The 18,337-nt window shown below is 47.2% G+C and carries 22 protein-coding genes; 11 read left to right on the top strand and 11 right to left on the bottom strand.

Annotated features, from left to right (window positions below):
* The first annotated feature begins 28 nt into the window (after positions 1 to 28).
* The 4 genes from L0M13_RS16170 to L0M13_RS16155 all read left to right on the top strand — a co-directional run bounded on the left by L0M13_RS16170 (position 29) and on the right by L0M13_RS16155 (position 4,710).
* On the top strand, positions 29 to 1,348 hold the full coding sequence (locus L0M13_RS16170; protein ID WP_235197461.1) for a 6-phospho-beta-glucosidase: 1,320 nt from the start codon (positions 29 to 31) through the stop codon (positions 1,346 to 1,348).
* Positions 1,349 to 1,451: 103 nt separating this feature from the next.
* Entirely contained in the window at positions 1,452 to 3,386 is a 1,935-nt protein-coding gene (locus L0M13_RS16165) for a BglG family transcription antiterminator (RefSeq protein WP_235197460.1), read from the top strand.
* A 36-nt stretch (positions 3,387 to 3,422) separates the two neighbouring features.
* Positions 3,423 to 4,412 carry a mannose-6-phosphate isomerase, class I gene (gene manA, locus L0M13_RS16160; RefSeq protein WP_235197459.1) on the top strand — a complete coding sequence of 330 codons (990 nt, stop codon included), beginning with the start codon at positions 3,423 to 3,425 and terminating at the stop codon, positions 4,410 to 4,412.
* Between the two features lie 31 nt (positions 4,413 to 4,443).
* Complete coding sequence (locus tag L0M13_RS16155; protein WP_235197458.1) at positions 4,444 to 4,710, top strand: phosphocarrier protein HPr; 267 nt, start codon at positions 4,444 to 4,446, stop codon at positions 4,708 to 4,710.
* A 44-nt stretch (positions 4,711 to 4,754) separates the two neighbouring features.
* Here the strand turns inward: L0M13_RS16155 and L0M13_RS16150 are convergent, their stop codons facing one another.
* The 3 genes from L0M13_RS16150 to L0M13_RS16140 all read right to left on the bottom strand — a co-directional run bounded on the left by L0M13_RS16150 (position 4,755) and on the right by L0M13_RS16140 (position 5,712).
* Complete coding sequence (locus L0M13_RS16150; RefSeq protein ID WP_235197457.1) at positions 4,755 to 5,105, bottom strand: MafI2 family immunity protein; 351 nt, start codon at positions 5,103 to 5,105, stop codon at positions 4,755 to 4,757.
* Positions 5,106 to 5,130: 25 nt separating this feature from the next.
* On the bottom strand, positions 5,131 to 5,394 hold the full coding sequence (locus tag L0M13_RS16145) for a CPCC family cysteine-rich protein (RefSeq protein ID WP_235197456.1): 264 nt from the start codon (positions 5,392 to 5,394) through the stop codon (positions 5,131 to 5,133).
* 81 nt (positions 5,395 to 5,475) lie between these two features.
* On the bottom strand, positions 5,476 to 5,712 hold the full coding sequence (locus L0M13_RS16140) for a hypothetical protein (protein ID WP_235197455.1): 237 nt from the start codon (positions 5,710 to 5,712) through the stop codon (positions 5,476 to 5,478).
* A 197-nt stretch (positions 5,713 to 5,909) separates the two neighbouring features.
* On the opposite strand from L0M13_RS16140, the gene L0M13_RS16135 reads away from it, so the two are divergent.
* The 3 genes from L0M13_RS16135 (at position 5,910) to L0M13_RS16125 (ending at position 8,539) form a co-directional block, all read left to right on the top strand.
* Positions 5,910 to 6,194 carry a hypothetical protein gene (locus tag L0M13_RS16135; RefSeq protein WP_235197454.1) on the top strand — a complete coding sequence of 95 codons (285 nt, stop codon included), beginning with the start codon at positions 5,910 to 5,912 and terminating at the stop codon, positions 6,192 to 6,194.
* A gap of 80 nt (positions 6,195 to 6,274) precedes the next feature.
* Positions 6,275 to 7,057: a hypothetical protein gene (locus L0M13_RS16130; protein ID WP_235197453.1), complete on the top strand. Its 783-nt coding sequence runs from the start codon at positions 6,275 to 6,277 to the stop codon at positions 7,055 to 7,057.
* 531 nt (positions 7,058 to 7,588) lie between these two features.
* Positions 7,589 to 8,539, top strand: coding sequence for a ribose-phosphate diphosphokinase (locus L0M13_RS16125; protein WP_235197452.1), 951 nt, complete (start codon positions 7,589 to 7,591; stop codon positions 8,537 to 8,539).
* A gap of 63 nt (positions 8,540 to 8,602) precedes the next feature.
* Here the strand turns inward: L0M13_RS16125 and L0M13_RS16120 are convergent, their stop codons facing one another.
* The 3 genes from L0M13_RS16120 to L0M13_RS16110 all read right to left on the bottom strand — a co-directional run bounded on the left by L0M13_RS16120 (position 8,603) and on the right by L0M13_RS16110 (position 11,278).
* Entirely contained in the window at positions 8,603 to 9,217 is a 615-nt protein-coding gene (locus tag L0M13_RS16120; protein WP_235197451.1) for a hypothetical protein, read from the bottom strand.
* Between the two features lie 100 nt (positions 9,218 to 9,317).
* A complete protein-coding gene (locus tag L0M13_RS16115) occupies positions 9,318 to 10,448 on the bottom strand; it encodes a M20 peptidase aminoacylase family protein (RefSeq protein ID WP_235197450.1) in 1,131 nt (376 codons plus the stop codon).
* On the bottom strand, positions 10,448 to 11,278 hold the full coding sequence (locus L0M13_RS16110) for a MurR/RpiR family transcriptional regulator (RefSeq protein ID WP_235197449.1): 831 nt from the start codon (positions 11,276 to 11,278) through the stop codon (positions 10,448 to 10,450). The genes L0M13_RS16115 and L0M13_RS16110 overlap by 1 nt, the downstream gene beginning before the upstream one ends.
* Positions 11,279 to 11,392: 114 nt before the next feature.
* On the opposite strand from L0M13_RS16110, the gene L0M13_RS18390 reads away from it, so the two are divergent.
* The 3 genes from L0M13_RS18390 to menC are packed head-to-tail and all read left to right on the top strand — an operon-like array spanning position 11,393 to position 13,922.
* Positions 11,393 to 12,133, top strand: coding sequence for a hypothetical protein (locus L0M13_RS18390; protein ID WP_260107695.1), 741 nt, complete (start codon positions 11,393 to 11,395; stop codon positions 12,131 to 12,133).
* A 10-nt stretch (positions 12,134 to 12,143) separates the two neighbouring features.
* Positions 12,144 to 12,815 carry a TIGR00366 family protein gene (locus L0M13_RS18385; protein ID WP_260107694.1) on the top strand — a complete coding sequence of 224 codons (672 nt, stop codon included), beginning with the start codon at positions 12,144 to 12,146 and terminating at the stop codon, positions 12,813 to 12,815.
* Positions 12,816 to 13,922, top strand: a complete 1,107-nt coding sequence (gene menC, locus L0M13_RS16100; RefSeq protein WP_235197448.1) for an o-succinylbenzoate synthase — start codon at positions 12,816 to 12,818, stop codon at positions 13,920 to 13,922.
* A gap of 159 nt (positions 13,923 to 14,081) precedes the next feature.
* On the opposite strand, the gene L0M13_RS16095 is transcribed toward menC, so the two are convergent.
* Positions 14,082 to 14,672 (bottom strand): TetR/AcrR family transcriptional regulator, encoded by a 591-nt coding sequence (locus tag L0M13_RS16095; protein WP_235197447.1) that lies wholly within the window; start codon positions 14,670 to 14,672, stop codon positions 14,082 to 14,084.
* Positions 14,673 to 14,820: 148 nt separating this feature from the next.
* Between L0M13_RS16095 and L0M13_RS16090 the strand changes: the two genes are divergently transcribed.
* On the top strand, positions 14,821 to 15,555 hold the full coding sequence (locus L0M13_RS16090; protein WP_235197446.1) for a glucose 1-dehydrogenase: 735 nt from the start codon (positions 14,821 to 14,823) through the stop codon (positions 15,553 to 15,555).
* Between the two features lie 52 nt (positions 15,556 to 15,607).
* Here the strand turns inward: L0M13_RS16090 and L0M13_RS16085 are convergent, their stop codons facing one another.
* From L0M13_RS16085 to L0M13_RS16070, 4 genes are read right to left on the bottom strand one after another with little or no spacing between them, the layout of a single operon-like run.
* Positions 15,608 to 16,684, bottom strand: coding sequence for a metal ABC transporter solute-binding protein, Zn/Mn family (locus tag L0M13_RS16085; protein ID WP_235197445.1), 1,077 nt, complete (start codon positions 16,682 to 16,684; stop codon positions 15,608 to 15,610).
* Positions 16,685 to 16,724: 40 nt separating this feature from the next.
* On the bottom strand, positions 16,725 to 16,994 hold the full coding sequence (gene rpsN / locus L0M13_RS16080; protein WP_235197444.1) for a 30S ribosomal protein S14: 270 nt from the start codon (positions 16,992 to 16,994) through the stop codon (positions 16,725 to 16,727).
* 54 nt (positions 16,995 to 17,048) lie between these two features.
* A complete protein-coding gene (gene rpmG / locus L0M13_RS16075) occupies positions 17,049 to 17,198 on the bottom strand; it encodes a 50S ribosomal protein L33 (protein WP_052650078.1) in 150 nt (49 codons plus the stop codon).
* A gap of 3 nt (positions 17,199 to 17,201) precedes the next feature.
* Positions 17,202 to 18,326 carry a GTP-binding protein gene (locus L0M13_RS16070; RefSeq protein ID WP_235197443.1) on the bottom strand — a complete coding sequence of 375 codons (1,125 nt, stop codon included), beginning with the start codon at positions 18,324 to 18,326 and terminating at the stop codon, positions 17,202 to 17,204.
* Positions 18,327 to 18,337 lie beyond the last annotated feature (11 nt).

Below are 18,337 nucleotides of genomic sequence, written 5' to 3'. Positions count from 1 at the left end.
CGGCATCGGATCAGTCAGGAGTGAAAAAATGGACGGACTTAAAGTGGTGACGATCGGCGGAGGCTCAAGCTACACGCCGGAGCTGATTGAAGGTTTTATCAAACGGTACGAGGAATTGCCGGTCCGGGAACTTTGGCTCGTGGATATTCCGGAAGGGCTCGAAAAATTGGAAATCGTCGGAGCTCTTGCAAAGCGCATGGTCAAAAAAGCGGGAGTGCCGATTAACATCCATTTAACGCTCGACCGCCGCGAAGCACTCGTTGGCGCGGACTTTGTGACAACGCAGATCCGCGTCGGCCATCTCGATGCCCGCGCAAAAGATGAATTGATTCCTTTGAAATACGGCGTCATCGGACAGGAAACGAACGGGCCTGGCGGGTTGTTCAAAGGCTTACGGACGATTCCGGTCATTTTGGACATTTGCCGCGACATGGAGGAACTGTGTCCGGAAGCATGGCTCATCAACTTTTCGAATCCGGCCGGAATGGTCACAGAAGCGGTGCTCCGCTACAGCAATATTAAAAAAACTTTGGGGCTCTGCAATGTGCCGATCGGCATGCATATGGCCGTCGCTGAAATGCTCGAAGTCGACCACAAGCGGATCCGCATCGATTTTGCCGGATTGAACCATATGGTCTACGGGCTTGAAGTCTATCTGGACGGCCAATCGGTCACAAAGGACGTATTGAATAAGCTGACCGAAGGATCGCAGATGACGATGAAGAATATCGTCGACCTGGGCTGGGAAAAAGACTTTATCCAGGCCTTGAAGGTGTTGCCTTGCCCGTACCACCGCTATTATTACCAGACCCGCAAAATGCTGGAACAGGAACTGAAAGCGCTCAACGAAAAAGGGACGCGCGCCCAAGTCGTGCAGGCGCTTGAAAAAGAGCTGTTCGAATTGTACAGCGATGAAAATTTGGCGATCAAGCCGCCTCAACTTGAAGAGCGCGGAGGCGCCTTTTACAGCGACGCCGCCTGCAATCTCATCAGTTCGATCTACAACGACAAACAGGACATCCAAGTCGTCAATACGCGGAACAACGGCGCGATTTCGGGCATTCCGGAAGATTCGGCTGTTGAAATCAGCTGCCTCATCACGAAAAAAGGGCCGAAGCCGGTCGCAGTCGGGGAAATGCCGGTTGCCGTCCAAGGATTGATCCAACAGATCAAATCGTTTGAACGGGTTGCGGCCGAAGCGGCAGTGACCGGCGACTACCGCACCGCGCTTCTTGCGATGACAATCAATCCGCTTGTGCCGTCGGATACGGTGGCGAAACAGATGCTGGATGAAATGCTAGAAGCCCACAAAGAATTTTTGCCGCAATTCAGAAAAGTGCCCGTATAATGAAAAGAAGGACTCAGGATAGGGGTTTTGGCTTCTTGTGGACTTGCGGCTGAAAAAGGATGGACCTTGAACCTGCAAAGCATTCATAAGGAGAAGTTGCTTTATGTTGAGCACAAGAATGAAAACGATTTTCCGGGAATTGATGGCTGCGGAAACGCCGCTGACCGGCAAATATTTAGCCGACGTCAATCAGGTGTCTTCGCGGACAATCCGGGAGGACATGAAAGTCCTGGATTCCATGCTGCGGAGCCAAGGCGCCTTCATCGATTCGATCATGGGCCAAGGCTACCAGCTGGGGATTGCGGATGAACCGCAGTTCCGCAGCTATTTGAAAGAGGTCAGCGGCGATGTACCGGATCCGAAAACCGCAATTCCGCGGCTGCCGGAAGACCGCATCGCTTATTTGATCAAGCGCTTTTTGCTTAGCGACTGCTACATCAAACTTGAGGAATTGGCGGATGAAATGTTCATCAGCAAATCTACGCTTCAAAATGACCTAATCCAGGTGAAAAAGAAGCTGGCCGCCTACGATATCCGGCTGGAAGCACGGCCAAACTACGGCTTGAAAATAAAAGCGGATGAACTGAAGCTTCGTTTTTGCCTCGCCCAGTATGTGTTCCTGCGGGACGAAGGGCTGAACGAGCTGTTCAAACCGAGCTTCATCTCGCTGACAGAGGAAGAATTGGCTTCCATTTCAGCCATCATCATGGACCAGGTGCATAAACACCGGATTGTCGTGTCGGATATTGCGATCAATAATCTCGTGATCCATATGGCAATCGCCTATAAACGCATCAAAGAAGGCTATAACGTCCAGATTTACCAGGCGGAACTGGATGAAATCGTCGAACAGAAGGAATACCGGGTCGCAGAAGAAATCGTCCGGCAAGTGGAAGGGCAATTCAATGTGGATTTTCCGCAGGAGGAATTGGCTTATATTGCGATGCATCTTCTCGGAACGAAGATCATGGCCCATATGCCGCCAGGGGAAGATGCGGTGCGGCAAGTGATTGATGAAGACATCGCTGAACTCGTAAGGCTCGCGCTGTCGAAAGTCGAGTCGAAATTGAATTTGGGCATTTCGGGCGACCCCGAGCTGATCATCGCTTTGGGCCTCCATTTAAAGCCGGCCGTCAACCGCTATAAATACGGCATGAATATCCGGAACCCGATGCTTGAAGACATCAAAAAAGCCTATCCGCTCGCTTTTGAGGCGGGCATCATTGCCGGGCTCGCCATCAAGGAAGCAATCGGCACCGTCATTGACGAAAATGAAATCGGCTATTTGGCGCTTCATATCGGCGCTGCGATCGAACGGAGAAAATCCAAGGCGAAGCCGAAGCGCTGCCTCATCGTCTGCGCATCCGGCCTCGGGACTGCCCAATTGATCAACTATAAATTGAAGTCCCAGTTCGGGGAAGGGCTCGAAGTGGCCGGGACCACGGAATACTACAAGCTCGGCCAATACGATTTGGCGGATATCGATTTCATTATCAGTTCCATACCGATCCATGAACAACTTTCTGTTCCGGTCATTGTCGTCAATGCGATTCTCGGCGAGACGGACATTAAACGAATTGAAAAATACACATTGGATGATACGAAAAATATCGGCATTTATTTTCAGAAAGAGCTGTTGTTCCTGGGAGAAGAGCTGGGGTCGAAAGAGGAGGTGCTGGCATTTCTGCACGAGCGGCTGCTCGGAATGGGCTTAGTGGAGGCGGATTACCTTCAGGCGGTGCAGGAGCGGGAAGAAGTGGCGCCTACATCGTTTGGTAACTTGGTCGCAATCCCGCATCCGATCACACCGCATACCGAAAGTACGTTTCTGACGGTGTGCACCTTGAAAAAGCCGATCATGTGGAAAGGCAAGCCGGTGCAATTCGTCTGTTTGCTCAATGTCATGAAGAACAGCCAGGAAGATTTGCAGGTGATGTACGACTTATTGGGGCGGATCGTCCATGAGCGCTCCATTGTCGAGAAGCTGATTAAAGCACAGACGCATGGGGATTTCATGAGAATCCTGAAAGGGATTTAAGCATGCGGCCTGGCAGCTCGGGCAGGAGGCTGACGAATGAAAGATTCCGAATGGATGGTAGAAGAAGTGCTGATGCATCCGGAACCGATTTTTTTAGAGCCGGTGTTCCATGAACGCATTTGGGGCGGGCGAAAACTCCAGACTTTATTCGGCTACCCGATTCCTTCGGGTGAAACGGGAGAAGCTTGGGTGATCGCTGCCCATAAAAACGGCTCTTCCAAAATTGCGGCAGGCCCGTTAAAAGGGCGGAGCCTGCTGGAAGTCTGGAACGACTATCCAGGATTATTCGGCAAAGCGTCTTCAGCCGGCGACTTTCCGCTGCTGGTGAAGATTTTAGATGCCCACGACGATTTATCGGTTCAAGTCCATCCGGACGACGAATACGCGAAGCGGGCGGAAAAAGAGCCGTTCGGCAAAAACGAATGCTGGTATGTCCTGGATTGCGAGAAAAATAGCTATGTAGTCTTTGGCCACCGCGCCGAATCCAAGGAAGATTTCAAGCGCCGGGTGGAAGAAGAAGAGTGGGATGACTTATTGATCCGGGTGGAAGTGGAAAAAGGCGATTTCTTTTATGTTCCGAGCGGCACGGTCCACGCCGTTGGAAAAGGGAACGTCATTTTGGAAATCCAGCAAAGCTCCGATATCACCTATCGCGTCTACGATTACGGCCGCAAGGATGCGGACGGAAACACACGCGAACTGCATCTTCAATCGGCAGTGGACGTGATCAAATTTCCCCACTGTTCACCAGCGCCGCGTGCCGTGGAAGAAAAAAGCGGAAATCTCGTGATCCGGCAATTGATCCAAGAAACCTACTTCACCGTCTATCATTGGCAAGTTGACGGCAAAGCGCCGATTCCGATGGCTGCGGATTACTTGCTTCTCAATGTCATCAGCGGTGCGGGAATGATTTCCGGGAGCGAATGCTCTTTTCCAATCGCCAAAGGAGATCATTTGATTTTGCCGGCATCGATTGAAGCGTATTCGATTGAAGGCGAGCTCGAAATCATCGTTTCGCACGAATAAATACAACGATTACAAAAGGAGTTTGATGGAGATGGTAGAAAAACAATACACAATCATAGACGAAGCAGGCATCCACGCACGTCCCGCAGCCATTTTGGTCAATACGGCCAGCCAGTTTGAATCGGAAGTGAACCTGGTGCTTCAGGAAAGAAAAGTGAACTTGAAATCCATCCTCGGCGTCATGTCCCTCGGCATTCCGAACGGGGCGGAATTCAAGATCCACGCAGAAGGCACCGATGAAAACGATGCATTAGCAGAACTTGAAAAAATCATGGAAAAAGAAGGTTTGGCGAAGTAAGATCGAACTATCTATGAAAAAACGGCTGAAGAGGAGGAAGACCTTCAAGACCCTTGGTTCTCTGGGGGATGAAGGTTTTTTTCGTATCGCAAAAATACCAAAAACCCATCAATTTTTCCGTCTTTTGTCCAAGGGAGCGGTTCGGATTGAGGCCAACTAATATTTTCAATGGCTGTATTGTTTATTTCTGACTCAAGAAATGACGAGAAGAATTCTGTGTTGGCTACGTTCACTGCTTCGAAATCCTCTTCATCAGCTTCCGGATCAAAATAAGCGGTCCACTTTGTAAATTTTGAAGTATCGTCAGCGGTAATGACTAAAGCCCGCAGTGTAACCGGCACATTGCCAAGGAGCGCATGCAGGATATTTGAAAAAATTTTACTCCGCTCAATCATAGTGTTCCTCCATTTCTTATGCTCTTTATAATGTTTCCCAATGAGGGTCTTTTACATCCCTTTCATTAGGTTTCCGGCCAGATTCGATGGAAGCTTCGTCACACGCACCGAATGCCGCATAGTTTCGCTGCGCTTGTCTGAGCGAAACGCAATTTGCTCCACCTTCATAATCCGGATCAGTAAATTGCACTGAATCATCTTCCCAGTAGCAAATGCCGCATACCTCAAACGTTCCCAGTGGTTCCTCATCTAAAGTCTTATATCCGCAGCACGGGCAAGTGTATTTCATTTTTTCACCTTCTGTCGTTTATTTATTAAACCACCGTAGCATACATTTCTTCTATAACTGAACACAGGGTTTTAACAGCTTTTACTCGTTTAAAGGTTTATTCTTTTTTAATTTCAAGCGTCGAATCAGGAAATGCAGGCCGCCAAAAATAAGGGCCATCGCTGCGACTTTCACGATAGACATTTGCTCGATATAGGGAGTATGTGTCGCCCGGTTCGAAGAAAAGATCGACCACCAAACCACTTCTTGAAAATTGGCTGTAGAAAATAAGAACCATGCTATATAAAACAGCAGAACGGCTAGCCAGTAGAATTTCATCAGAACACCCCCCTTTCTAATTTAGACGGATAGGGAGGTGAAATGTCACAGAGAGAAAGCGAAATGTCGATAGAGAAGGAAGAAGTGAGGGGTTAACCTTTTCTTTTTGTGGAAACTTCTGTAAAATCTTGGCGTTATAATTAACAATAAAAGTTTTTATGGGATATGAGCAATAGAAAAACAATGGAGGAATGTCAATGTGGTTCATATTAGGGCTTATCGCGATAGCCGCAACTTTTTTAAACCTATACCGGTATGCCATAGGCAGAGATTATAAGCTGGCGATGGCGATGGGGTTGTCATTCACCGCATTGACCGTTGTGGCAGATTATACGATGGTATCCGATTGGGTAAAGGCTGAAGATTGGTCTGCTTTACTCGATGTAGTGCCTATAATGTCAACGGCTCTATGGGTCTTGACACTGCTGTCAATTCTGATGAATATAACGCCTATCCTCTTAGAGATGAAAAACAAAAAATAGCAGCATACTGCGGTTTGATGATTTTATGTACGGTTCACTGCTGCTTTCGATAGCAGCCAAAAGGAGAAGGGGAGGTCTTTATGAACAATCAGGAATATCTCGTAAAAGAGTTTATCAAGCATGCAGTTACGGCGGAGCAAGCACAGTTTTCAGGTGATTATCGAAAAGGCAATAAATCGCAAGAAGCGCTGCTTGCCATACATCATCAGCTTAAAGATGAACCGGAATTAGCGAAAAATGTGTTCGACGAACTGCTGCTTCACCAAAATCCGTACGTTTTATATGTCGCAAGCCTTTATGCAGTCATATTAAATTACCGTAAAACAGATGCTATAAAGATTTTGCAGGAAATCGTGGCAATGGATCTTAAACTCACCAGTTTTCATGCGGAAATAAGCCTTGAAATGATTGAGTCCGGCGAGCTTTTTGAACTGTATGGCACTAAGGAGAAAAATGAGATTAAAAAAGACAATAAAATGGATTTATTGGTGGAAGTTCACGAGCGAATAGAAGAATACGCGGATATAGGGAATCTATTAAAAAATCCCGGAACGCAAACGGCTAGAGATGAAGTAAAACTCTCTGAAAAAGAACTGGAAGCATTGAAAGCAATTGAATTCAGCAGTAATGCTATCCATGGGATTGAGAAAATATTAAAGGACAGGATGTTCTCGTTGTTCTTTGGTTTTTTAGCAGTCTTGGATGGTGTGGGGGATCCGAAATTGCAAAGTGAGGAGGATGTTTGGCTAGGGTTTAAGCTAGTGGCTAAAAATCTGGAGGATACTGAAAACGAAGAATTTCTGCATGATAAACTATTTGAAGCCTATTCAAAGTGGCGCGAAATAAAAGTGGATAAATTATAGCAGCGCCACTAGTTGCCGGGACTTAAAGTATGGGTTCTGAAGGGGATTTATAGGGTTTGTCTGAAGCTGTAAAGTGCACTGCCAAGCAGTGATGCAGAAATTTACTTCAGGATATAAAAATCAAATTTAAACTGAAAAGGCAGGGAGAACGATGAATAGAAAAGGATGGCTAATTATTTTCTGGATGCTGTTGTTGATCTATCTCTTTTATTCAATATTTATCAATAATGGGCCGCTTTGGATTCGAATACTGGGTTTAGTTATTGTCATTATGTGGGGTGCCTTGATGCCAATCATTGGTAAGAAAAAGAGCCTGCAAAATGAATCCAGGTAGACAATTAATTTCTGGAACGGCTTGGAAAGAAGACCAGTCGCTTCTTTTTCTTTAATCGGCTGAAAAGCTTTCCATATCCATTGGCTATTCCTTCCGCAAAAAGGTATCATAAAAGCAACGGATAGAGGCTGGGCGGCAACGGGTTAAGCTTTATTTTGCCAGCCAGTCCATCGATTTTTGCGGAGGAGGAGCACGACATGCCTTATCAATTAAGAAAGAACTTTAAATTATTCACGTTGAATTCAAATCCTGAGTTGACTCAGGAAATTGCCGACTTGCTTGGCTGCGAAATGGGCAAGAGCTCGATTAACCGTTTCAGCGATGGGGAAGTGCAAATCCATTTAGAGGAAAGTGTTCGCGGTGCAGAAGTCTTTATCGTCCAGTCGACTTCACAGCCAGGCTATGAACATACGATGGAATTGCTGATCATGATCGATGCGTTGAAGCGGGCTTCCGCCGAGACGATCAACGTGGTCATTCCGTATTACGGCTATGCGCGCCAAGACCGGAAAGCGAGTTCACGTGAGCCGATCACCGCTAAATTAGTAGCGAATATGCTAGAGACGGCCGGTGCGACCCGCATCATCACAATGGACCTCCATGCACCGCAGATCCAAGGCTTCTTCGATATGCCGGTCGATCAGCTGCTGGGTGAAACGGTCATCGCCGAGCATTTCCTGAACAAAGGCTTGGAAAATGCGATTGTTGTAGCTCCAGACAACGGCGGCCTTAGCCGTGCACGGAAACTTGCGAACGACCTCGATGTGCCGATTGGCTTTATCGACAAACGCCGTCCGCAGCCGGGCGAACCGGAAATCGTCAACATCGTCGGCGATATCCAAAATAAGAATGCCATCATCATCGTCGACATTGTCGACACCGCAGATACAATTTCAAAAGCAGCCAATGTGCTCGTTGAAAACGGCGCAAAAGGCGTCTATGCTTGCTGTACGCATGGGGTTTTGTCAGACGGAGCCGTTCAAAAAGTCGAGGAGTCGGCTTTGACGGAACTGGTTGTGACGAATACGATTCATGTGTCTGAAGAAAAACGCACGCCGAAAATCACCATCCTGTCCGTTGCACCATTGCTTGCAGAAGCAATCGAGCACGTACACAACGAAAAACCGGTTACGCCTTTATTTGAATAAAGGCAATAGAAAAAGCACACCGATTCATCAGCTCCTAAAGGCTGATTGAATCGGTGTGCTTTTTTAGTTTTTGGGTAATTTGGTTTTGTTCGTCCACATGACGAGCACCGGTCCAAGAATCGGAATCCAGGCAACCGCTTTTCGTGACGCATCCGGGAAAAAGCGGTAAGTGGCATAGACCGATAAGCCCCACAAGACGAACCAGTCAACGGTCATGACAGACACGAGCCCGGAATCGAAAAAAGCTTCCCGGTAAGCCGCCAGTGAAAATCCTTGCAGCAGCGTCAGTAAATTGCCTGCCCACATGAGCATTAGAACAATGAGCCAAAAGCGGGAGGACAGGAAACGTACGAGCCAATCGGGTGTCCGGTTTTTGGTGCGTGATTTTGATGGTTTATCGCCAAACGCGAAATACGGCAGCAGCGAAAAAGCGCCGGTTCCAAGCGATAAAAGGGCAAACGGCCAAGCAGGCCATCTTCCACGGTCGTGCAGCAAGAGAATTGTCAAAAACACGAGAGGAAACAGGCCGAGTGAATTGAATACGGCAAAGACAAGCGGATCAATTTCGCCCCATTCACCGCTTAAGATTCTGGAGAATACGGGATCCGGATTTTCACCCGCAGGAGCTAGAAACGCGGCATAACCGATTAACAGAAGCCAAATCAACAGGAAAATCACGTCATCACCTCTTTTTTTCCATCATACAGGAAGTGTGGGGGCGAGGCACAGAATTAAAAGAACCGCCCTTCGCAAAAGGGCGGTTTCGCTGTTTTTTCGGTTAATTCTGAAGTCCATAGGTTTTAAGGATGGCTTCGTGGAGAATGTTTACACCGTCCATCATCGAGTCATGGTTAAAGCTCATATTGGGGTGGTGAAGGCCCGGTGCCAGACCACAGCCGAGTCCGAGCATTGTCGCTTTCAATTCCGGTTTTTTGATCTTATAGAAGTGGAAGTCATCGCCGCCCGTCGTGATCAGCGGTTCTTTCAATTTATCTTCACCGAGAACGGCAACGATGGCTTGGGTCATGATATCGATCGCATCCTGGTCTTTTTCAGCAGCTGCGATGCCTTCTCCGAAAGATGTCTCAATTTCGATGGCGTGCTGGCTCTGGATAGTTTCGAAGATTTTCTGCACTTTCTCGGTCAATTGCGCCATCAGTTCGTTGGTCTGCGCCCGCATATCCAGTGAAAATGTCGCTTTGCCGGGAATGATGTTTGCACTTTTTCCGCCCGCATGGAAAGCAGTCATTTTAACGGAATGGGGCTGCAGGGGATCGAGATGGATCTGATTGAGCATGTTGACAATTTGCGCGCCGATTTCAATCGCATTGTTGGTGAGATGCGGTCTCGCACCGTGGGCATCATCGCCGTTGATGACACCGGTTACGACTTTTGCAGCACCATGGACGATGACAGGGGATGCATAGCCGACTGCCGTTTCCTGAACCGGACGCAAGTGGACGCCGTAGAAATAATCTACGTCATCCATGGCGCCTTTATCGACGAGCTTTAACGCGCCTTCCCCTTTTTCTTCCGCTGGCTGGAAAACGAATTTCACAGCGATTTGATCTGCCAGTTCTGGATTTTCTTCGAGTTTCCACAATACGCCGAGCACCATTGCCATATGGGCATCATGGCCGCAGGAATGGTTCGCTCTGAATTCTCCGTTCACTTCCTGCCACAATGCATCGATGTCGGCGCGAATCCCCACTACCGGCAAACCTTTATTGAAGTTGCCGTAGCGTCCGATGACGCCGGTGCAATCATCGAACGTTTCCGTCGTGCAGCCGTGCTGCTCCAACAATTGCTGAAGGTAGTGGGTTGTTTCAACTTCTTCCCAACTGATTTCTGCGTTTGCATGTAAATGATCGAAAGTTTCTTGGACTTTTTTTGCAAGTGTGTTTTCCATTAGTTTTTCTCATCCTTTACAAAGTATTTGTAGGTCGGTTGAAGGCTGCCTTGGCTTTCGCCGCGTTCGATAATTTCCATCAGCAGTGCGTTGATGAAAGACAGTGTCACCGGTCCTTTGGCTACAAAAGCTTTTTGGTAATTGACCTTGAGCGGAATGACGATGTCCGCAAATTCCGCAACCGGTGAAACCCGTGAATCCGTAATGGTGATGATTGGAATTCCCTTTTCTTTCGCTTCTTTAGCCAAGGCAATGGTGTCGACTGCGTACCGGTAAAACGAAAAAATGACGATGCAGGATTTCTCGGCCGGCAGATTTAACAGGCCGGTATCCGTTTCAGGCCGGTATAGTGAAGCGTTTCCAAGAATGTAGTTCAAGTTGAATGATAGCCAATGGGCAAAAGCAAAAGAATGATAATAGCCGGCCACAAGAATTTTTTCGCTCGTTAAGATTTTTTGAATCGCTTTTTCAAGCGTTTCTTCATCCATCTGATCCAAATTGTCCTGGATTCGGTGGATGTCGCCGCTCATATGGCGGGCGAAAGACTGAACAAGAGCCGTTTCGCCAATCTGCTGCTTGGACTCAGTCTTTTCCAGATCCAAAAAGATGCTGCGAAGTTCGCGCTGGAGATCAGAATAGCCGGCATAGCCGATTTCATGGCAGAACCGGATGACCATTGTTTCGCTGACGCCGATAATGGCTCCTACTTTTTTAGCCGGATGGATGGCAAACGAAAGCGGTTCAGTCAGTAGCTCATCAGCTACTTTTTTAAGCCCCTTGGAGAGCTCTGGAAATTTCTTTTTCGTTTTCTCAACATAAGTGAGAGACATGCGTTCACCTCTTTTTGAAGGATATACTTTATTTTGTTATTGATTTTAAGTATAAACTTCAATATAATTTGATTCAAGTTCAATTTTTGGAAAATTGGGAATGGAGGAAATAATATGACTGTCCAAGCAAGCAAGCCAAAGAAAGAAAAGAAAAAACGGGGATTGCCCGACGCTTATGTGATTTTGTTCGGGATTCTGATTCTTGCAGCACTCCTAACGTATATTATTCCGGCCGGAAGCTTTGAACGGGAAACGGTCGAAAGCGGCGCATCGGTCATCATACCAAACAGCTACGAGGCGATTGAACAGACGCCGGTTAGTCCGATTGGTGTGTTTACAGCGATACAAGAAGGGATGATCGGCGGCGCCGGATTGATTTTCCTGGTTTTGATCATTGGGGGCACATTCGCTGTAATTGAAAGTACAGGCGCCATCAACACCGTGATTTTGAAAACAATCGATAAGACGCGCAATAAAGAATGGCTATTGATCGTCATGGTAGCTCTTCTGTTCTCCGTTTTCGGAGGATTGGGCATCATCGTCAACGCAGTCATTGCTTTTATTCCGATCGGGATCATTTTGGCTCGGGCCATGAAAATGGATGCCATCGTCGGTGTTTCAATCATCTACTTGGGCGCCTATTCCGGTTTTGCCGTCGGGTTCCTTGATCCATCTACGACTGGCTTTGCCCAAACGATTGCTGAATTGCCGCTGTTTTCCGGGCTTGGCTATCGTTTGTTGATCTATGCAACAGTAGTTACTGCAACGATTCTTTATATTCTGTGGTATGCAAACCGCATCAAGAAAGATCCGCAGAAAAGTATTTTGAAAGACAATCCGTTCCTGGCGGGATGAAAAAAACAGCATGGAAGATGCTTCAACCGAATTGACTCTTGTTCACAAATGGGTCTTGGGTGTATTGGTTATCGGAATTGCCGCTTACGTTTATGGTGTATTCCAGCTTGAATGGGCCATTAACGAAATGGCGGGTGTCTTTATCGTCATCGCGATTCTGACAAGCCTCATCTCGAAAATGGGTGCCAATGAAATGGTGGCCGAGTTTATGAATGGCTGTAAGAGTGTCGTTTATGGAGCGCTGATCATCGGGATGGCACGGTCTATCGTCGTGGTAATGGAAAATGGCATGGTTTTGGATACGATCGTTCAAGGAATGGCCACGGTTCTTGAACCATTTTCAAGCGTCATGGGCGCAGTCGCTATGTTTGTCGGCAACGGGCTTTTCAACCTCATCGTCACTTCAGGAAGCGGCCAGGCAGCCATAGTTATGCCAATCATGACGCCGCTTGCCGATTTGATGGATGTGCCAAGACAGGTGGCAGTTCAAGCTTATTCGCTTGGCGACGGGTTCACGAACATCATCACGCCGCTTTCCGGTGTCTTGATGGCGACGCTTGCGATTGCCGGTGTGCCTTGGTCTAAATGGATTAAATTTGCGATTCCGCTCATGCTGATCTGGTATGTAATCGGAACGATTTATATTGTTGTCGGAGTATTAATCGATTGGGGGCCGATGTAAATGAAAATTGAAGAAATCAACTTGTATAAAATGAAAATGAAGATGAAAAATCCGTTCACTACGAGTTTCGGCACGCAGCAAGAACGTTTGTTTATCCTGGTAGAGGTGAAAAACGAAGAAGGCTTGTCGGGGTGGGGCGAGTGCGTCACTTCCGAACACCCTTTATATATTGAAGAATTTACGGATTCCAGCTGGATTATGCTGGAGAAATTCCTAGTTCCATTGCTGCTGAAAAAAGAGCTCGCTCATCCCGATGAAGTGCATGAACTGTTCAGTCCTTATAAGCGCAATCATTTGGCGAAATCCGCACTCGACGGAGCAGTATGGGATTTGTATGCGAAGACGAAAGGCATTTCACTTGCAGAAGCGCTCGGTGGAGAAAAACAGCTGATTGATGTGGGTGTAAGTTTAGGAATCAAAGAGAACATTGAAGACTTGCTGAGTGAAGTGAAAGAAAAAACCGAAGAAGGCTATAAGCGGATTAAAATCAAGATCAAGCCTGGCAAAGACGTCGAAGTGGTTAGACAAGTACGGAAACAATTCCCGGATATTCCGCTAATGGTTGATGCAAACTCTGCCTATACTTTGGATGACATTGACGTATTGAAAGAGCTGGATCAGTTCAACTTGATGATGATCGAACAACCGCTGACGGCCGGCGACTTGATCGACCATGCCAAGCTGCAAAAACATTTGGAAACACCGATCTGCCTGGATGAAAGCATTCATTCCTATGATGATGCGCGGCAAGCGATAGAGCTTGGCAGCGGACGCATCATCAATATGAAAGTGGGACGCGTCGGGGGATTGACCGAAGCGAAGAGAATCCATGATTTCTGCCAACAGGAGAATATTGAAATGTGGTGCGGCGGGATGCTTGAGTCCGGCATTGGCCGTGCGCACAACATCGCCATCACGACATTGGCCAATTTCACTTTGCCTGGCGATACAGCTTCATCTTCCCGCTACTGGGAAAAAGACATCATCAAGCCGGAAGTTGTGGCGACGGGGGGACAAGTGCAGGTGTCCAAAGAGCCGGGAATTGGCTATGAAGTCGATTTAGATGAAATAATGAAACATACGGTTGAGAAAAAACATTTTATCTAAATGATAAAAGTTGTGGATAACTGATTTTCCTCTTTAAAAAACTTACCCACATGTGGGTAAGTCGAAAAGGATGACGAAACGGTCCAGTTATCCCCGTTTCGGCTCAATTTCATCCACATATCCCAAGCCCACCGGTTCGACCGGTGGGCTTTTCCTGTTTTATTCGCCTATAACGATGCTGCCTTCGTAAATTTTGCCATGCAGATCGGCTATTTTCTTCGCCATCGTTTCCGGTGAGTCCTGGAAGTTCTGTTTGCTCCAATAGATGAAGAAACCAAGCATTCCGTAAGTGAGGTAATAATTCAATTCCGGAATTTCCATCTTAAGTTCGTTCTCGCCTGCGAGTGCCAGTTCCGTAGCGGATACCCGCACCAAGCTTTCGCAAAATTGGTTTTGCGACCCTGGCAGCACTTCGCCTTTGATGATAAGCGAGAAAATCGGCTGGTTCTTATAGATGTATTCGAAAATCGGCAAATGCCGCTGGACGTCTTTCGAAGAAAAGTGGTCCAGGTGTTTAAAGCTTTGACGGAAATATGTGATGAGCCCTTGCAGGTAATCGTCGAAGATTGCCGACAGCAATTCGTTCAAATCTTTATAATGCGCATAGAAAGTCACCCGGTTGCATTTTGCTTTCTTGGTGACTTCCGTAATGGAAAGTTCGCGAAGTTCTTTTTGTTCCAGCAAGGCGAGCAGTGCGTCTTTCAAGTTTTTCTGGGTCCGCAATATACGCCGGTCTTCAGTGGCTGCCACGGCAAGCCCTCCTCATTCGTGTCGATAAATTGAACGACAATGGTGAATTTATTATGACATGAATTCCTCCGGATGGACAAATGGATTATTTATCTGTAAATTTACAGTTGTAGTATAAAATAAATTAATCTAGTTGGAGGAATTTTTCATGGCTCGTTTAGAAGGAAAAGTTGCCATTATTACAGGAGCGGCTCAAGGTATGGGCGCATCTCACGCGAAAAAGTTCATTGAAGAAGGCGCGAAAGTTGTTTTAACGGATTTAAATGAAGAAAAAGGTCTTGCATTTGCGGAAGAACTTGGTGAAAATGCTTTATTTGTCAAACAGAATGTAACCAGCGAAGCGGACTGGGCGACAGTAGTCGAAGAAGCTGAAAAAACATTCGGGCCGGTCAACGTATTAGTGAATAACGCAGGCATTACGATGGCGAAGTCGATCTTGCAGACAACGGCAGAAGAATACCGCCGCATTGTCGAAATCAACCAGGTTTCTGTATTCCTTGGTATGAAAACAGTCATTCCGTCCATGCAAAAAGCGGGCGGCGGCTCGATCGTCAACATTTCGTCGATGAATGGATTAGTCGGCGGTGCAATCGGCTACACAGATACAAAATTCGCTGTACGCGGCATGACAAAAGCTGCTGCATTGGAATGTGCAAATTACGGTATTCGCGTCAACTCGGTTCACCCAGGCGTCATCGCGACTCCAATGGTCGTTCAGGAAGATACAAAAGCGGCAGTGGAGGAATTCTCAAAACACATTCCATTGAAGCGCGTGGCGCAGTCTGAAGAAGTTTCAAATATGGTGGTGTTCCTTGCATCAGATGAAGCAAGTTACTCGACCGGCTCTGAATTCGTCATTGACGGCGGATTAACGGCTCAGTAACGAAAATATAAAAACCCAACTGTTACGTGACAGTTGGGTTTTTTCATCTGAATTAATTTAAAATCTTCTCAAGCGTCTTCCGGTTTTCTTCCATCAAGGTAAAGTAAGTTTCCTTGTCCGCAACATCTTCCTCAGTCAATACGCCGAGATTATGGAGCTGGACGGCTTCTGCACCGATTTCCTTCTGGATGACTTCGGTCAATTTGGAGGAGACGTTCTGTTCAAAAGCAACATAGCGGATGTCCAGTTCTTTCGCCTGGTCGACAATCTGAGTCAGTTCTTTTTGCGACGGCTCATCTTGGCTGTTCAAGCCAGCGACCGCTACTTGTTCAAGCCCGTACGTATCCGCGATGTAGCCGAAAGCGGCATGAGACACAAAAAATGTTTTGTTCGCAGCGGCATCCGCTGTTTCCTGGAAGGATTGATCAAGTTCTTTTAACTCTTCGATTAATGCTTCGTAATTTGCTTCATACGTTTTTGCATTTCCGCTGTCCTGTTTAACCAATTCGTTCTTGACCGATTCCGCTAATTGTTGGCTCAAGACTGGTGAAATCCATACATGGGGATCAACTGAACCATGGCTATGGTCGTGGCCATGATCATGGCTGTGTTCTTCATCAGCTTCGTGGTCATGATTGTGTTCTTCGTCCCCATGTTCATGGTTATGCTCGTCTGCAGCTTCATGCTCGTGAGTGTGTCCATCTTCCGCTTCGCCTTCATGGTCATGGGAATGGCCTTCGCCAAGTTCCTCTTCTGGAATCGTTGCTGCAGTCGCGACAAATTCCACATTTTCGTTTTTCAATGTTGTCTGTGCTTTATCGATAAAGCCTTCCAGCCCCATCCCGATATAGAACACAAGATCCGCTTCTGCCAGTGAAATCATGTCTTGCTGTGTCGGCTCGTAAGTATGCTCGTTTGAACCGGCAGGGTAGATGGATTCGACTTCGACCAGATCGCCGCCGATCTGTTCAGTGAAATAAGTCAGGGGATAAACGGTCGTGTAAACCGATAATTTATCGTCTTTAGCAGTATCGGCTCCGTTAGCTGCATCTGTAGAGGAATCGTTTGTTGAACCGCATGCACCAAGGAACAGCGCAAGCAGCAGGACTAGGAATAATAATTTCTTCATTGGTCACCTCGTTGAAATTTTTTGTGTAGTTTCTCGTTGTTTACCAGCTGGCTTTTTTGACGCCCGGAATCTGCCCTTTATGCGCGAGTTCCCGGAATGCGATTCGGGACATGCCGAATTTCCGCATATAGCCGCGTGGTCTTCCGGTTAATGCGCAGCGATTGTTCAAGCGGGTAGGTGAAGCATCTTTTGGAAGGGCCGACAAGGCCGCGTAGTCGCCTTGCTCTTTTAAGGCTTTGCGTTTTTCAGCAAAACGGGCAGCGGTTTCGCGCTGTTTTCGGTCTTTCGCGATCTTGGATTTTTTTGCCATGGGTTTATCTCCTTTAGTAGTAATCATTACGATTTGAAAATAACTAAAAAATTTTTATTTGGTTTCGCGGTGCAAGGTCACTTTTCGAAGGCGGGGGCAATATTTCTTTAATTCGATGCGTTCCGGGTTGGTGCGTTTGTTTTTTGTCGTACTGTAATTGCGGTCACCGGTTTCGGTGCAGGCTAATGTAATATTCACTCTCATCGTTCACTCCTCCTTAAGGGTTTGAAATGTTGGCAATGGGTCGTAAAAGCTATTCCAGTCCTGCAGCATTTCATCTTCGGCCAGCAGGCACTGGTTGAGCGAGTCAGTCAGTTCTTGTTGGTCCATGTTGATGCCGATCAGTACAAGTTCGGTCATTTTCACTCCGTAATCGAGATCCCAGGCACCGGCGTATTCGATGCTGAGTGAAGGGCCAGCTTGTGAAAGCAAGACGGCTGCATCGTCACGGGAGGCAATCCATAGAAACCCCTTGGCGCGGACGACTTCCACCGGCCATTCCAGCATCCAGGCCATGAGGCGCTCGGGATGGAACGGCTTCTGGCTGCGGTACACAAACGAAGTGATGCCATATTCTTCTGTTTCAGGAATGTGTTCGCCGTTCAGTTCTTTCAGCCAACCGGCGCTGTGGCTGGATTTTTCAAAATCGAATAGCTTCGTGTTTAGCACCCGGTCCAACGGGACAGTTGTAAATGCGGTCTCGATCACTTCCGCGTCCGGATTCAAGCTGCGGATGACTTGTTTCAGTTCCAGCGTTTTTACGGGCGAAAGCAAATCGGATTTATTCAATAAAATCACATTGGCGAACTCGATCTGATCGATCAGCAGATCTGCAATTTCCCGCTCATCTTCGTCTGTCGTCTGCTGTTTGCGGTCAAGCAAAGTGTCGCCGGAAGCGAAATCTTTCCAGAAAGCATTGCCGTCCACCACGGTCACCATTGTATCAAGGCGGCAAAGTTCCAGGAGGCGTGAATTCAGGCTTTCATCCAAGTATGTAAAGGTCTGGGCAACGGGGATGGGTTCGCTGATGCCGGAAGATTCGATGACAATGTAATCGATATCGCCTGACTCCACCAGTTTTTCGACTTCCAGGACAAGGTCTTCGCGGAGCGTGCAGCAAATGCAGCCATTCTGCAGTTCGACCAGTTTTTCCACGGTTTTGACAAAGCCGCCTTTTTTTATAAGGGACGCATCGATGTTCACTTCACTCATATCGTTGACTACTACTGCAACTTTCAATCCTTCACGGTTTTGAAGGATATGATTCAGCAAAGTGGTCTTGCCGGAGCCGAGGTAGCCGCTGAGCACTGTAATTGGTATTTGGGATGGCATGCGGAAATTCC

The organism is Planococcus sp. 107-1, from assembly GCF_021513255.1.
Taxonomy (GTDB): domain Bacteria; phylum Bacillota; class Bacilli; order Bacillales_A; family Planococcaceae; genus Planococcus.
Note: the sequence above shows the minus strand (reverse complement) of the source record. Positions and strands in the feature narration are given on the sequence as shown.